The organism is Nocardioides lijunqiniae, assembly GCF_015024225.1.
Lineage (GTDB): Bacteria > Actinomycetota > Actinomycetes > Propionibacteriales > Nocardioidaceae > Nocardioides > Nocardioides lijunqiniae.
In genome coordinates this window covers 159,173-172,796 of record NZ_JACJGM010000009.1, presented here as the reverse complement: position 1 = coordinate 172,796, position 13,624 = coordinate 159,173, and the positions used below count along the sequence as shown (strand labels likewise).

Sequence of the window (13,624 nt, the reverse complement as noted above, 5' to 3'; positions counted from 1 at the left end):
GCCGCCCCGGGGCGACGGCGCCGACTCGTGGCGCTCGCGGGCGCGGCCGCGCTGGTCGTCGGCGCGGCCGCAGGCGCGGGGCTGGGGCTGCTGCAGCGCGACCGCGAGGTCGAGGTCATGGACGACACCGGCTCGCTCACCGCGCAGGTGCCCGACGACTGGGACCGCGCCGTGGCCGCCGACGGCTGGGTGCCGCCGACCAGCGCCCAGGGCACCTATCCCGCGCTCTCGATCGGCACCTCGTCGCAGTGGGCCGACGCCGGCTCCCGCGCCGAGGGCGTCTTCCTGGGGCTGCTCCCCGGCGAGAAGCTGCCCACGCAGCTGCCGCAGCACCCCGAGTGCGACGGCAGCGACGACCCGGTCACCGAGGCCGGCGGCGACGACTCGACCACCGTCGTCCACACCGGGTGCCCCGGCGGCATCACCGTCGAGCGGGTGGTGCAGGTCGCCGCCAACCGGCTGCTGTGGGTGCAGGTCCGCAGCGCCGACCGCGCCACCGCCAACCGGGTGCTCGACAGCGTCGACACCCACGGGCTGTGACGGGCGGGCCCGTCAGGCGCGCTGGCGCGACGCGCTGGCGCTGACGCCCTCGAGCAGGTCGAGCAGCCCGTCGCGGTCGGCCAGCCGGCCGATGACGACCACCGTGACGTCGGCGACGCCGTCGCCGTCCAGCTCGACGAAGCGCTCCATCGTGAGCCGGCGATAGCCCTCGTTCACGTACGTCGCCACGAGGGTCTCGTCGTTCTCGACCTCGAGGTCGAACTCCGTGACGACCTCCTCGAGCGAGTCGCGGCGCAGCGCGAGGGCCTGCGCGATCGACAGCCGCTGGCCGGTGATCGACTTGACCCGCAGGAAGTAGGTGTTGAGCGGCGCGCGGGGCGGGGCCCACTTGGACTCCGTGAGCTCGCTGTCGTTGCGGACCCACCCGCGCGGCACCGACACCCACACCCCGAACCGCTCCGACCCGATCCGTCGCGGCTCCAGCTCGAGGCCCGGGGCCAGGGCGGGCGCGCCGGGGTCGGGCAGCACCCGGACCACCGGGTCCGAGGGGTACGACGGCGACTGCCCGGGCACGGGCACGACCGCGCTCATGCGGGCCGGCTCGTCCTGCGACATCGTCACGGCGGCGTACCCGCCGGCGACCCCGAGCGCGCCGAGCAGCACCGCCACCCCGAGTGCCCGCGCGTCCATGGCGTCACCGTAGTTGGCCGGTGCGCCCGATCGCGCAACCGCGGTCGGGCGCACCGATGACTCGGTCGGGTGTGCTGGGTCTGTCGTATCGACGGACCGGCGTTCGTGGACAGCACGAGACCGCCCCTGACACCCGAGGAACCCCCTGATGACCGAGCTCTCCACCCGCAGCCGCTGGCTGGCCCTCTACGTGCTGTGCCTGGGCGACCTGATGATCGTCCTGGACTCCAGCATCGTGAACGTCGCGCTGCCCTCGATCCAGTCCGACCTCGGGTTCTCCCCGTCGGCGCTCGCCTGGGTCGTCAACGCCTACCTGCTGACGTTCGGTGGCTTCCTGCTGCTCTCGGGCCGCCTCGGCGACCTGCTCGGCAACAAGCGGGTCTTCCAGGGCGGGGTCGTGTCGTTCACCGTCGCGTCCGTCGCCTGCGGGCTCGCGCCGTCGTCGGAGCTGCTCGTGGTGGGCCGCGCGGTCCAGGGCCTGGGCGGCGCCGCGGTGTCGGCCGTGGCGCTGGCGCTGATCATGGGGCTCTTCTCCGAGCCGGCCGAGCGGGCCAAGGCCATGGGCGTCTTCGGCTTCGTCATGTCCGGCGGCGGGGCCGTGGGCGTCCTGCTCGGCGGGGTGCTGACTGGGCTGTTCTCCTGGCACTGGATCTTCCTCGTCAACGTGCCGATCGGCGTGGCCGTCTGGATCGCCGCGCGGCGGGTGCTGCCGGCCGACGAGCTGGTCCCGCAGGCCGCGCGCCTCGACGTCGTCGGCGCAGCGCTGGTCACGGTCGCGCTGATGACGAGCGTCTACGCCATCGTCGGCGGCAACGAGGCCGGCTGGACCAGCGCCCGCACGCTGCTCCTGCTCGGGCTCGGCGTGCTGCTGCTGGCGGCCTTCGTGGCGCGCGAGGCGACCGCGGCCAACCCGCTGATGCCGCTGCGGCTCCTCGGCCTGCGCAACGTCAGCGTCTCCCAGGTGGTGGGCGTGCTCTGGGCCGCGGCGATGTTCGCGTGGTTCTTCCTCGCGGCGCTCTACCTCCAGCAGGTCCTGGCCTACGACGCCCTGGACGTCGGCCTCGCGTTCGTGCCCACCAGCGTCGTCATGGCCTACTGCTCGCTGCAGGTCAGCGACCGGCTCGTGATGCGCTTCGGCATCCGGCCGCCGCTGGTGGTCGGCCTGTCCCTGGCGGCGCTCAGCCTCGCGCTCTTCTCGCGCGCGCCCGTCGACGGCCGCTTCGTGGTCGACGTTCTGCCCTCGATGCTGCTCCTCGGCGTGGGCGCGGGCATCGCGTTCAACCCGGTGCTGCTGGCGGCCATGGGTGACGTGGAGCCCGACGAGGCCGGCCTGGCGTCCGGGATCGTCAACACCAGCTTCATGATGGGCGGCGCGCTCGGCCTGGCGGTCCTGGTCAGCATCTCCACGGCCCGCTCGGACCGCCTGCTCGAGGACGGTGCCTCGCAGGTCGCGGCGCTCAACGGCGGCTACCAGGCGGCGTTCGCGGTGGGTGCGGCGTGCGCGCTGCTGGCGGCGGTCGTGGGCGGAGCGCTCCTGCGGCCGAGATCGATGACGAGTGACGACCCGCACGGCCCGGCCCCCGCGGGGGAGGCGGTCGGGGCGCACCCCTAGGAGGTCACTAGCGTTGCGCCCGTGATCGTCCGCGACGCCCGTCTGGTGCCCGTGACCCCCGTCGTGGGGCTGTCCGACGAGCCCGTCGACGTCCTGGTCGAGGACGGCCGGGTCACCCAGGTGGGACCCCGCCTGGCGCGGCCTGCGGGCGTCGAGGAGGTCGACGCCGGAGGGCGCTGGCTGGTGCCCGGGCTCTGGGACCAGCACACCCACCTCGGTCAGTGGTCGCTGACCTCCACCCGCCTCGACCTGAGCGCCGCCGACTCCGCCGAGCACGCCCTCGACCTCGCCCGCTTCTGGCTGGCCGAGCACCCCGGCCGCCCGCTCGTGGGCTTCGGGCACCGCCCGGCGGTCTGGGAGCGCCAGCCCACGGTGGCCGAGCTCGACGCGGTGGCCGGCGACACCCCCGTCGTCCTGATCGCCGGCGACGCCCACCACGCCTGGCTCAGCACCTCGGCGCAGGTCGCCCTCGGGCTCGAGGTGCGCGACGACAACGTCTACGAGAACGAGTGGTTCGCGGCGTACGCCGGGCTGCCCGGCCTGGTCGGCAACGACGGGATCTCCCCGGCGGGCTACCTCAACTCCCTCCACCGCGCCGCCGCCAAGGGCGTCGTGGGGCTCGTGGACTTCGAGTTCGGCGGCGGCCCGCAGGACTGGGTGGAGCGCTGGACCGAGGGCTGCGACGTGCTGCGCGTGCGGGTGGCGATGTACGCCGAGCGGCTCGACGAGGTGCTCGCCGCCGGCCTGCGCACCGGCGACGCCCTCGTGGCCGGCGACGACCGGCTCACGATGGGGCCGCTGAAGATCATCAGCGACGGCTCCCTCAACACCCGCACCGCGTGGTGCTGCGAGCCGTACGTCGACGGCGGCGTCGGCGCGGCCAACCAGAGCGGCGCCGAGCTGCGCTCGCTCCTCGCCCGGGCCCACTCCGGGGGTCTCGAGGTGGCCGTCCACGCGATCGGCGACGCGGCCGTCGCCCACGCGCTGTCGGTCTACGCCGAGACCGGCGCCCGCGGCTCCATCGAGCACGCCCAGCTGATCACCCGCGACGACGTACGGCGCATGGCCGGGGTGCCGGTGCGCGCCAGCGTCCAGCCCGCGCACCTCATCGACGACCGGGTGCTCACCGAGCAGATCTGGCCGGGTCGCAGCGAGCGCTGCTTCGCCTTCCGCTGGATGCTCGACGCCGGCATCCCGATGGTGTTCGGCTCCGACGCCCCCGTCGCCCCGCTCGACCCGTGGCTCGCGATCGGGGCCGCCGTGCACCGCGGCGCCGACGACGAGGACAGCTGGCACGCCGAGCAGGCGCTCACCGCCCACGAGGCGCTGGCCGCCTCCGTCGACGGCCAGCCCACCGTCGGCGTCGGCTCCCGCGCCGACCTCGTGCTCCTCGACCGCGACCCCCTCGCCCCCGGCGAGGACGCCGCCGACACCGCCCGTCTGCTCCGCTCGATGCCGGTCGCGCTCACCGTCGCCGCCGGCCGGGTCGTCCACAGCGCGCTGTAGGGGTTTCAAGACGGTTGCTGCGCAACCTCCTCAACCCCCCGGGGGTTGAGGAAGGCGCGCTAGCGCCTGTCTCGAAACCCAGTCGTCAGCGCAGCTTCGCCAGCACCAGGTCGGCGACGCCCTGCTGCCCCTCGGCGAACGGGTGCAGCGCAAGGGCGCGCTCGGGGTCGGTCTGGACGCCGTTGACCCACGGGTCGTCGGAGCAGACGTCGTGGCCCTTGCTGGCCTTGAACACGTCGACCACCTCGGCCCCGCCGGCCTTGGCGCCGGTGCGGACGGCGTCGGAGAGCGCCTTGTTGAGCTCGGTCACCAGTCCGTAGTCGCCCTCGGCGAGCGGCACCAGGTCCGGGCAGGAGCCCTGGTCGGGCAGCAGCTGCGGGTAGTCGGCCACGATCACGCGCGCCTGGGGCGCCCGGTCGAGGATGCCGCGGGTCGTGGCCTCGATGCGGCCCCGGATCTTGTCGACCTGGCCGAGCAGCACCTTCTCCTGACCGCTCGCGGCCAGCTTCTGCCGGCACGGCGTGGCCTGGTCGGCGCCGGCGGCGGGCAGGCAGGCGAGCAGCAGCTGGGAGAACAGGCCGAAGTCGTTGCCGCCGACCGTCATCGTCACCAGGTCGACGTCCTCGTCGAGCGCCTCGAACTGCGGGAGGTTCTGCGTCTCACCGGTGATCTGCACCCCGACCATCGACGTGGTCGAGGCCGCGATGCAGGTGACGTCGGTGAGCTCGTAGCCGGCCGCCTCCGCGACCAGGTGCGGGTAGTTGCCGGTCGAGCGCTGGCAGCCGTCGGCCGGGTCGGTCTCGGGCACCAGCGGAGCCGACGCGAACGAGTCGCCGAGCGCGACGTAGGTCCCGGCCTCACCGGCGGGCGGCGCGGTGCCGCCCGAGGGGTCGCCCGAGGAGTCCGCCGAGGGTGACGGCGTCTCGTCGGAGGCCTCGGACGACGACTCGGAGGACGGGGTGGTGTCCAGCGGCGGGTCGTCGTCGGAGCCGCAGGCGGCGAGCAGCAGGAGCGTGGGCGCGACCACGCCGACGAGCAGGCGGGCGCGACGGGCGCGACGTGCGCGGCGGTGGCCCCAGGGAGACGACATGCGCCCACGGTACGAGCCACCGGGTGGGCGCGGCCCGGCGCCGGGCCGCGCTAGCCCGCGCCGAGGGCGATCGTGAGCGCCAGCACGGTGTCCGGGTCGTCGAGCCGGTCGCCGTACAGGTCGCGGATCTGGCCCATGCGGTAGCGCACGGTCTGCGGGTGCACGAACAGCGCCCCGGCGACGTCGTCGCGCCGTCCCTGGTGCAGCAGCCAGGCGCGCAGCGTGTCGGTGAGCTTGTCGGCGACGCCCGGTCGCAGCTCGGCCATCGGGGCGAGCACGTCGGCGCGCAGGTCGGCCAGCGCCGAGGCGTCGGCGGTCAGCACCAGCTGGACGAGGTGCCGGTCCGTGTCGCCGTCCAGGCCCGCGCTGCGCGCCCGCACGGCGCGGTCGAGGGAGGCCCGCACCTCCAGCCACGGCCGGGAGGGCCCGGCCACGCAGCCGCGGTCGGCGAGCGTGCGCAAGAGGGCGGCGCGGGCCCTGCCGTGGGCGTCGGGCACGAGCAGCAGCGCGACGTCGTCGAGGTCGGGCACCTCGGTCTGCAGGGTCTGGGGGGAGATCTCGGAGAGCACCGGGCGCACCTGCGACTCCGGCACGATGACCGCGGTCAGCGTCTCCGGCTGCTCCCACCCCGCCCGCTCGGCGGCGCTGGTGACGGTCTCGGCGGGGGAGCCGACCAGCAGGTGGTGCGCGATCCGCTCCAGCAGCCGCTGGCGCACCCGCCCCGTGGTCGCCAGCTCGTCGGTGTGCCCCGCGACGCTGGCCGCGGACAGCTCGTCGATGTAGGCGAACACCAGCTCCGCGAACGACACCAGCGTCTCCGCGGACAGCCCCGCGTCGACGGCGTACATGGACATCTCCCGCCAGGAGACCCGCGCCCCGATGCGGTACGCCGCCAGCAGCGCGTCGGTGGTGCGGCCGCTGCGCGCCTCGCCGCGCCCGAGCTGGTAGGCGCCGTCGACCGCGGGCGCGGCCGGGGTGCGGGGGTCGGCGCCGGGGGTGCCGCCGGCGAGCGACAGGAAGCCGCCCAGCGCCAGCCGCACGGCGTTGCGGATGGTCTCGCCCATGCGGCCGCCGAACGCGTCGGCGTAGCTGGGCACCTCCTCGATGATCGCGGCGACCACGTCGTCGGCCACCGCGGGCAGGTGCGCGCGGATCTCCGCGACCGCCTCGACGGGGATGAGCAGGCCCTGAGCGGGGGTCGGGCGGGAGCGAGAGGTCATTTTTTGTCTCCTGCGAACAAATGTGACGTAGGTCTTCACGTCGTCTGGTCATGACTTTACCTCGGGAGACGGGCACAGTAGAGGTATGACCTCCGTAGGCCTGATGCGCACCGCGAACGGCGAGCCCGCCGTGCGCTCGCTCGCGCTCCGGGACCGGCTGATGCGCGTCGCCGAGGCGGCCGTGACCCCGCTCGTGCCGGCCGACGTCCTGGACATCTTCCACCCGCTGCGCTCCGGCGCCGACCTGCGCGCGCGGATCGTCTCGATCGTCCCCGAGACCGCCGACGCCGCCACGATCGTGCTCAAGCCGGGCAAGGACTGGGCCGGCCACGTGCCGGGCCAGTACGTCCGCGTGGGCGTCGACGTCGACGGCGTCCGCCTGTGGCGCACCTACTCGCTGACCCACGGCCCCCGCGCCGACGGCCACATCAGCATCACCGTCAAGGCGATCCCCGACGGCGCGGTGTCCAACCACCTCGTGCGCCGCGCCCGCGCCGGCCAGATGATCCAGCTCGGCCAGGCCGAGGGCGACTTCGTCCTGCCCGACCCGCGCCCCGAGAAGCTGCTGCTCGTGACCGCCGGCTCCGGCGTCACGCCGGTGATCGGCATGCTGCGCAACCTCTTCTCGCGCGCCGAGCCGCTCGACTCCGACATCGTGCTGCTGCACTCCGCGCTGTCGCGCTCCGAGGTCATCTTCGGCCGCGAGCTGCGCGCCTACGCCGCCGAGGGCCGCGTCCGCCTCGTCGAGATGCACACCGACGTCCACGGGATGCTCGACGTGCACGACCTCGACTCGATCGTCCCCGACCTCGCCGAGCGCACGACGTACGCCTGCGGGCCCGTCGGCCTGCTCGACGCGCTCGAGGAGCACCACACCGCCCGCGGCCTGCCGCTGCACATCGAGCGGTTCCGCACGGCGGTCGTCGCGACCGACGGCGAGGGCGGCACCGTCACCTTCGGCCGGAGCGGGATCATCGTCGACGGCGACGGTGCCACCCCGATCCTCGACGTCGGCGAGTCCGGCGGCGTCCTGATGCCGAGCGGCTGCCGGATGGGCGTCTGCTTCGGCTGCGTGCTGCCGCTGCGCTCGGGCGCCGTGCGCGACCTGCGCAACGGCGAGGTCACCGTCGCCGCGCCCGGCGACGGCGTGATCATCCAGACCTGCATCAACGCGGCCGCCGGCCCCTGCGACATCGACCACTGACCGATCGACCTGACCAGCAAGAGGAGATCGACATGACCGTCCTTCAGAAGAAGACTGAGAGCACGAACCCCATCGCGCACCTCAGCGACGAGGAGATCGAGCGCCTCGGCGTCGAGCTCGACGCCATCCGCCAGTCGATCCTCGACAGCCGCGGCGAGCGCGACTCGGCGTACATCCGCACGGTCATCGACGCCCAGCGCAAGCTCGAGCTCGCCAGCCGCGCCGTGCTGCTCGCCAGCGCGTTCCCGCCGGCCTGGGTCATCGGCACCGCCGGCCTCAGCGTCGCCAAGATCATCGAGAACATGGAGATCGGCCACAACGTCATGCACGGCCAGTGGGACTGGATGCGTGACCCGAAGATCCACTCCACCACCTGGGAGTGGGACAACGCCTCGCCGTCGGACCAGTGGAAGCACTCGCACAACGAGCTGCACCACACCTACACGAACGTCGTCGGCAAGGACAACGACCTCGGCTACGGCATCATGCGCGTCGACGAGGACCAGCGCTGGTACCCGCTCTACCTGGCGCAGCCGCTGTGGAACTTCATCAACGCCTGCTTCTTCGAGTACGGCATCGCGGCCTACGACCTCGAGCTCGGCAAGAACCTCTCGAGCGAGAAGCGCCGCCAGGCCCCGGAGTTCAAGGCCCGCGCCAAGCAGACGCTGAAGAAGATCCGCAACCAGGTCCGCAAGGACTACGTCGTGCACCCGCTGATGTCCCTGCCGACCGGCTCGTTCGTGCCGACGCTGGCCGCCAACTTCACCGCCAACCTGGTCCGCAACCTGTGGACGCACTCGGTCATCATGTGCGGCCACTTCCCCGAGGGCGTCGAGACCTTCGAGCGCACCTCGATCGAGGGCGAGACCCGCGGCGAGTGGTACCTGCGCCAGATGCTCGGCTCGGCCAACATCTCCGGCAGCAAGGCCATGCACTTCATGACCGGCAACCTGTCGCACCAGATCGAGCACCACCTGTTCCCCGACCTGCCCAGCAACCGGTACGCCGAGATCGCCCCGCAGGTGCAGGACGTCTTCCAGCGCTACGGCCTGAGCTACCACATGGCGCCGCTGCCGCAGCAGGTCGCGAGCGCCTGGCACAAGGTCGTGCGGCTCTCGCTGCCCAACGACTTCCTGGCGACCACCAACGCCAAGAACCTGCCCAGCCAGCTCAAGGTCCTCTTCGCCATGACGACCAAGGGCCCCAAGGTCCGCCGCGCCGCCCAGGCCCGGCTGACCCAGCAGGCGCGTCGCGCGAAGGTGGCCGCCGCGGCCTGAAACGTCACCGGCGCAGCCGCGCCGCCAGCTCCCGCAAGTCCGGGCTGACGGACGCGGCGCCCGCCTCGAGCAGGACGGCGTCGTCGTGGGTGGTGGTGACGCCGACGACCTCGCCGACGCCGGCAGCCACCGCCGCGCGTACGCCGGCGGGCGAGTCCTCGGCGGCCAGGCAGTCGGCGGGGGCGATTCCGAGGCGCTCTGCGGCGAGCCGGTAGCCGGCGGGGTGCGGCTTGCCGTCGGTGACGTCGGCGGACGTGACGACGACGTCGAGGTGGTCCAGGACGCCCATGGGACCCAGCGACCGGGTCACCCAGTCGGCGGCGGCCGAGGTGACGATCGCGACCCGGGTGCCTGCGGCGACCGCCGCCAGGACGAGGTCGCGTGCGCCGGCCACCTCCTCGGGGTCGACGTCCGCAGGGATCTGGGAGACGACCGCCTGCGACACGGCCTGCGGGTCCTCGTCGCCCCAGGGGCCGGCGGTGGTGGCGAAGACGTCGGCGGCCCGGCGGCCGGTGAAGACGCTGAGGTCGGCGACGTCCCAGCCGCGCGAGGCGAAGTAGGCCTCGTAGGCGGCGCGGTGCAGCGGCTCGGAGTCGACCAGGGTCCCGTCCAGGTCGAGCAGCAGGGCGGCGGGCCTCACGGAGCCACGGTGAAGAGGAGGTCGCCGGCGGCGGCACGGGTGCCGTCGGAGGGCGCGGGCACCGACCCCTTCGGCCGGTCCATGGCCACGACCGGCACCAGCGGCGACATCCCGTCCTCGAGCGTCGCCGGGTCCCAGCGGACCATCGGCGTGCCGGCCTCGACCGTGCTGCCCTGGGTGACGAGCACCTCGAAGCCGCGACCGTCCAGCTTGACCGTGTCGATCCCGAGGTGGACCAGGACGCCCACGCCGTCGGACGCCAGCACGATGAACGCGTGCGGGTGCACCTTGACGACCGTGCCGGCCACGGGGGAGACGACGGTGACCTCGCCCGGGTCGGGCTCGATGGCGATGCCCGGCCCGACCATCTCCGAGGAGAAGACGGGGTCCGGCACGTCGCCCATCGCCACGACCCGGCCCGGCAGGGGCGCGCGGACCTCGGTCACATCAGGTCCTCGATGTCGTCGGCGAGGTTGTCGGCCTCGGGCCCGACGACGACCTGCACGACCGTGCCCGACTGCATGACGCCGTGCGCGCCGGCGGCGCGCAGCGCCTTCTCGTCGACGAGCCCGCCGTCCTTGACCTCCGTGCGCAGGCGGGTGATGCAGGGCTCGATCTCGACGACGTTGCCGGCGCCGCCCAGCCCGGCGAGGATCTGCTCGGCCTTGGTGCTCATCGGTGCTCCTTCGGTGGGGTCGTTCGTGGGGTCACGAGTGTGGGTCGGTGGAGGTGACCTTGGCCAGGCCCCGGGGGTTGTCGGGGTCCAGGCCGAGCGCGAGGGCGAGCCCCTCGACGATCCGCTGTCCGGGCACGATCGCGCCCAGCGGGGCCACGGCCTCGGTCAGGTCGGGTCCGGGCACGTGGACCGCGCAGGCTCGCGCGAACGCCGGGTCCCCGCCGAGGCCGACGACCCGCGCCCCGCGGCCCGCGAGGTCGGCGGCGAGGTCGGCCAGCGGCCCCACGAGTGGACCGTCGGGGGCCGCGACCAGCAGCGCGGTCATGCCCTGGGTGACCACCGAGATCGGCCCGTGGCGCAGGTCGGCGTAGGAGTAGCCGCGCACCGGGCGCAGGCAGGTCTCCTCGAGCTTCAGCGCCGTCTCCAGCGCGGTGCCCATCATCAGGCCGCGCCCCGACACCACCGTGTAGTCGGCCGACCGCAGGGCCTGGACCGCCTCGGCGACGTCGACGTCGAGGAGCCGCTCGATCTCGCCCGGCACCCGGTCGAGCTCGGCGTCGAGGGCGGCCGTGTCGTCCACCAGCGCGGCGGCGAGCTCGGCCATCGCGACGAGCTGGGTGAGGTAGGTCTTGGTCGCCGGCACCGCGACCTCCGGGCCGGCCTGCGTCACGAGCGCCAGGTCGGCGGCGCTCACCAACGGTGAGTCCTCGACGTTGGTGACGGCCAGGGTCGCGGCGCCGCACCCACGCGCCCAGGCCTGCGTCGTGACGATCTCCTCGGTCGCCCCCGACTGCGACACGCTCACCACGACCGCGTCAGACAGGTCGAGCCGTGAGCGGTAGTGCGTGGCGACGCTGGGCGAGACCAGGCCGCCCGCCACGCCGGCCTGCGTCTCCAGCAGGTAGCGCCCGTAGATCGCGGCGTTGTCGGAGGAGCCGCGCGCCGCGAACAGCACCCGCCGCCCCGCCACCAGCTCCCGGACCGCGTCGCGCCGGGGACGCAGGGCGGCGAGCGTGCGCCGTACGGCGTCGGGCTGCTCGGCGATCTCACGCGCCATCTGGGTGGTCATCGCGCTCCTCGTGGTCCTTGACAGGCGCAGGGCACCGGGCCCACACTCCCAACTGGTACGTACCAGACCGTACCAGTGACACGGAACTCCGTCGAGAGGTCGAAGTGGCCACCAGCCGTCCCGCCCGGACCGTCACCGCCGGTCCGCGCACCAAGCACGCGCAGCTCAGCGACGCGCTCGCCGAGATGGCGGTCAAGGAGCTCGGGCCGGAGGCGGCCATCCCGTCGGAGCGCGAGCTGATGGCGACGTACGGCGTCTCCCGCGCGACCGTGCGCAAGGCGATCGACGTGCTGGTCTCGGACGGGCTGCTGCACCGGGTGCACGGCAAGGGCACGTTCGTGGCGACGCCGCGACTCGAGAGCCGGCTGCACCTGGCGTCGTTCAGCCAGGACATGCGCCGCCGCGGCCTGGAGCCCTCGACCCGGCTGCTGTCGGTCGAGCCGGACGAGCCGCCGAGCGAGGTCGCCAAGGCCCTGGCGCTCGACCCCGGCGCCAGCGCCTGGCGCGTCGACCGGGTCCGGCTCGCGGACGGCGAGCCGATCGCGCTCGAGCACGGCTGGTACCCCCGCGCCCTGCTCCCCGGGCTCGACCGCCACGACCTGGGCGGCTCCCTCTACGAGCTCTTCGCCGACGTCTTCGACGCCCCGATCGACGCGGCCGAGCAGACCCTGTGGGGCGAGACGGCCGACGCCGCCACCGCGCGTCGTCTGGACGCGCCGGTCAACACCCCGCTGCTGGTGTTCCGGCGCGTGTCCTCCAGCGCCGGGCGCCCCCTCGAGCACGTGGTCTCCCGCTACCGGGGCGACCGCTACCAGCTCCACATGTCCCTGGGTCGTGACGACCTGGGCCACCGCCGCACCGCACCCGAGAGGAACACCAAGCGATGAGCACAGCAGACGCGTCCGCGGGCGCAGGAGAGAAGCGGCGCCTGAACCTCGGGCCGCTCCAGAAGTTCGGGCGCAGCCTGATGCTCCCGATCGCGGCCCTGCCCGTGGCGGCGCTGCTGCTGCGCTTCGGTCAGGCCGACGTGCTCGGCGCCGACGGCCTCGGCTGGGACAGGGTGGCCGCGGTCATCGGAGCCGCCGGCAACGCGCTGTTCGCCAACCTCCCCCTGCTCTTCGCGGTGGGGGTGGCCATCGGCATGGCCAGGAAGTCCGACGGGTCCACGGCGCTGGCCGCCGTCGTCGGCTACCTGGTCTTCAAGGCCGTGGGCGACGCGATGTCCCCGTTCGTCCTGGGCCTTCCCGCCGAGGGTGCGGAGCAGGCACTGATCAACTACGGCGTCCTTGGCGGCATCGTGATCGGGCTCGTCTCCGCGTGGCTCTGGCAGCGCTACCACCGGATCAAGCTGCCGGAGTACCTCGCCTTCTTCGGTGGGCGGCGGTTCGTCCCGATCATCACGTCGTTCGCGGCGGTCGGGATCTCGGTGCTGATGAACCTCGTCTACCCGGCCTTCGACGACGGCATCACCAACCTGGGCGAGTCGGTCACCGACAACGAGGAGGTCGGCGGCTTCGTCTACGGCACGCTCAACCGGCTGCTGATCCCGCTCGGCCTGCACCACATCCTCAACAACCCGCCGTGGTTCGTCTTCGGCGAGTACGAGAACTCCGCCGGGAAGGTCGTCAACGGCGACATCCCGCGCTTCCTCGCAGGCGACCCGTCGGCGGGCGCCTTCATGACCGGCTTCTTCCCGATCATGATGTTCGCGCTCCCCGCCGCGGCGCTGGCAATCTGGCACGAGGCGAAGCCCGAGAACAAGAAGGTCGTCGGCGGCATCATGGCCTCCGGCGCGCTGACGTCGTTCCTGACGGGTGTCACGGAGCCGCTCGAGTTCGCGTTCATGTTCGTGGCGTGGCCGCTGTACGTGATCCACGCGCTCCTGACGGGGTCCTCGATGGCACTGGTCAACGCGCTCGGCATCAAGGACGGCTTCGGGTTCTCGGCCGGCCTGTTCGACTACGTGCTCAACTTCAACATCGCGACCGATCCGCTGCTGCTGATCCCCATCGGGTTGGGGTACGCCGCCATCTACTACTTCCTGTTTCGCTTCGTGATCCGCAGGTGGAACCTGCGCACCCCCGGCCGCGAGGCCGAGGGCGAGGAGTCCGTCGTGACCGCGGACGCTAGCGTCTGAGC

The 13,624-nt window shown here is 73.3% G+C and carries 13 protein-coding genes and 1 pseudogene; 7 read left to right on the top strand and 7 right to left on the bottom strand.

From position 1 onward, the window contains the following. On the top strand, window positions 1-540 hold a 540-nt coding region (locus tag IRQ30_RS08440), incomplete at its 5' end, for a hypothetical protein (RefSeq protein ID WP_227467207.1). A 12-nt stretch (window positions 541-552) separates the two neighbouring features. On the opposite strand, the gene IRQ30_RS08435 is transcribed toward IRQ30_RS08440, so the two are convergent. Further along, on the bottom strand, window positions 553-1,191 hold the full coding sequence (locus tag IRQ30_RS08435) for a hypothetical protein (protein WP_193612479.1): 639 nt from the start codon (window positions 1,189-1,191) through the stop codon (window positions 553-555). Window positions 1,192-1,339: 148 nt separating this feature from the next. Between IRQ30_RS08435 and IRQ30_RS08430 the strand changes: the two genes are divergently transcribed. Further along, window positions 1,340-2,803: a DHA2 family efflux MFS transporter permease subunit gene (locus IRQ30_RS08430; RefSeq protein WP_193612478.1), complete on the top strand. Its 1,464-nt coding sequence runs from the start codon at window positions 1,340-1,342 to the stop codon at window positions 2,801-2,803. A gap of 21 nt (window positions 2,804-2,824) precedes the next feature. Next, window positions 2,825-4,309, top strand: a complete 1,485-nt coding sequence (locus IRQ30_RS08425; protein WP_338089623.1) for an amidohydrolase — start codon at window positions 2,825-2,827, stop codon at window positions 4,307-4,309. A gap of 85 nt (window positions 4,310-4,394) precedes the next feature. Here IRQ30_RS08425 and IRQ30_RS08420 read toward each other — a convergent pair whose 3' ends face one another. Together IRQ30_RS08420 and IRQ30_RS08415 are read right to left on the bottom strand one after the other, a co-directional pair. Further along, a complete protein-coding gene (locus tag IRQ30_RS08420; protein ID WP_193612477.1) occupies window positions 4,395-5,399 on the bottom strand; it encodes an SGNH/GDSL hydrolase family protein in 1,005 nt (334 codons plus the stop codon). Window positions 5,400-5,449: 50 nt separating this feature from the next. Then, a complete protein-coding gene (locus tag IRQ30_RS08415; RefSeq protein WP_193612476.1) occupies window positions 5,450-6,619 on the bottom strand; it encodes a PucR family transcriptional regulator in 1,170 nt (389 codons plus the stop codon). A gap of 85 nt (window positions 6,620-6,704) precedes the next feature. Between IRQ30_RS08415 and IRQ30_RS08410 the strand changes: the two genes are divergently transcribed. Together IRQ30_RS08410 and IRQ30_RS08405 are read left to right on the top strand one after the other, a co-directional pair. Beyond that, complete coding sequence (locus IRQ30_RS08410; protein WP_193612475.1) at window positions 6,705-7,823, top strand: ferredoxin reductase; 1,119 nt, start codon at window positions 6,705-6,707, stop codon at window positions 7,821-7,823. Window positions 7,824-7,855: 32 nt separating this feature from the next. Beyond that, complete coding sequence (locus IRQ30_RS08405) at window positions 7,856-9,100, top strand: fatty acid desaturase family protein (RefSeq protein ID WP_193612474.1); 1,245 nt, start codon at window positions 7,856-7,858, stop codon at window positions 9,098-9,100. Between the two features lie 4 nt (window positions 9,101-9,104). Here IRQ30_RS08405 and IRQ30_RS08400 read toward each other — a convergent pair whose 3' ends face one another. The 4 genes from IRQ30_RS08400 to IRQ30_RS08385 are packed head-to-tail and all read right to left on the bottom strand — an operon-like array spanning window position 9,105 to window position 11,485. Next, window positions 9,105-9,740 (bottom strand): HAD-IA family hydrolase, encoded by a 636-nt coding sequence (locus IRQ30_RS08400; RefSeq protein ID WP_193612473.1) that lies wholly within the window; start codon window positions 9,738-9,740, stop codon window positions 9,105-9,107. Continuing rightward, window positions 9,737-10,186: a glucose PTS transporter subunit IIA gene (locus tag IRQ30_RS08395; protein WP_193612472.1), complete on the bottom strand. Its 450-nt coding sequence runs from the start codon at window positions 10,184-10,186 to the stop codon at window positions 9,737-9,739. The genes IRQ30_RS08400 and IRQ30_RS08395 overlap by 4 nt, the downstream gene beginning before the upstream one ends. After that, entirely contained in the window at window positions 10,183-10,416 is a 234-nt protein-coding gene (locus tag IRQ30_RS08390) for a PTS sugar transporter subunit IIB (protein WP_193612471.1), read from the bottom strand. The genes IRQ30_RS08395 and IRQ30_RS08390 overlap by 4 nt, the downstream gene beginning before the upstream one ends. Before the next feature lie 31 nt (window positions 10,417-10,447). After that, window positions 10,448-11,485: an SIS domain-containing protein gene (locus IRQ30_RS08385; protein WP_193612470.1), complete on the bottom strand. Its 1,038-nt coding sequence runs from the start codon at window positions 11,483-11,485 to the stop codon at window positions 10,448-10,450. A gap of 104 nt (window positions 11,486-11,589) precedes the next feature. Here IRQ30_RS08385 and IRQ30_RS08380 point away from each other — a divergent pair, with 104 nt between their 5' ends. Both IRQ30_RS08380 and IRQ30_RS08375 read left to right on the top strand, forming a co-directional pair. Further along, window positions 11,590-12,372 (top strand): GntR family transcriptional regulator, encoded by a 783-nt coding sequence (locus tag IRQ30_RS08380; protein ID WP_338089622.1) that lies wholly within the window; start codon window positions 11,590-11,592, stop codon window positions 12,370-12,372. Continuing rightward, window positions 12,369-13,619 (top strand): annotated as a pseudogene (locus IRQ30_RS08375) (PTS transporter subunit EIIC); the annotation flags it as partial. The gene IRQ30_RS08380 and the pseudogene IRQ30_RS08375, both read left to right, overlap by 4 nt. Window positions 13,620-13,624: the final 5 nt, after the last annotated feature.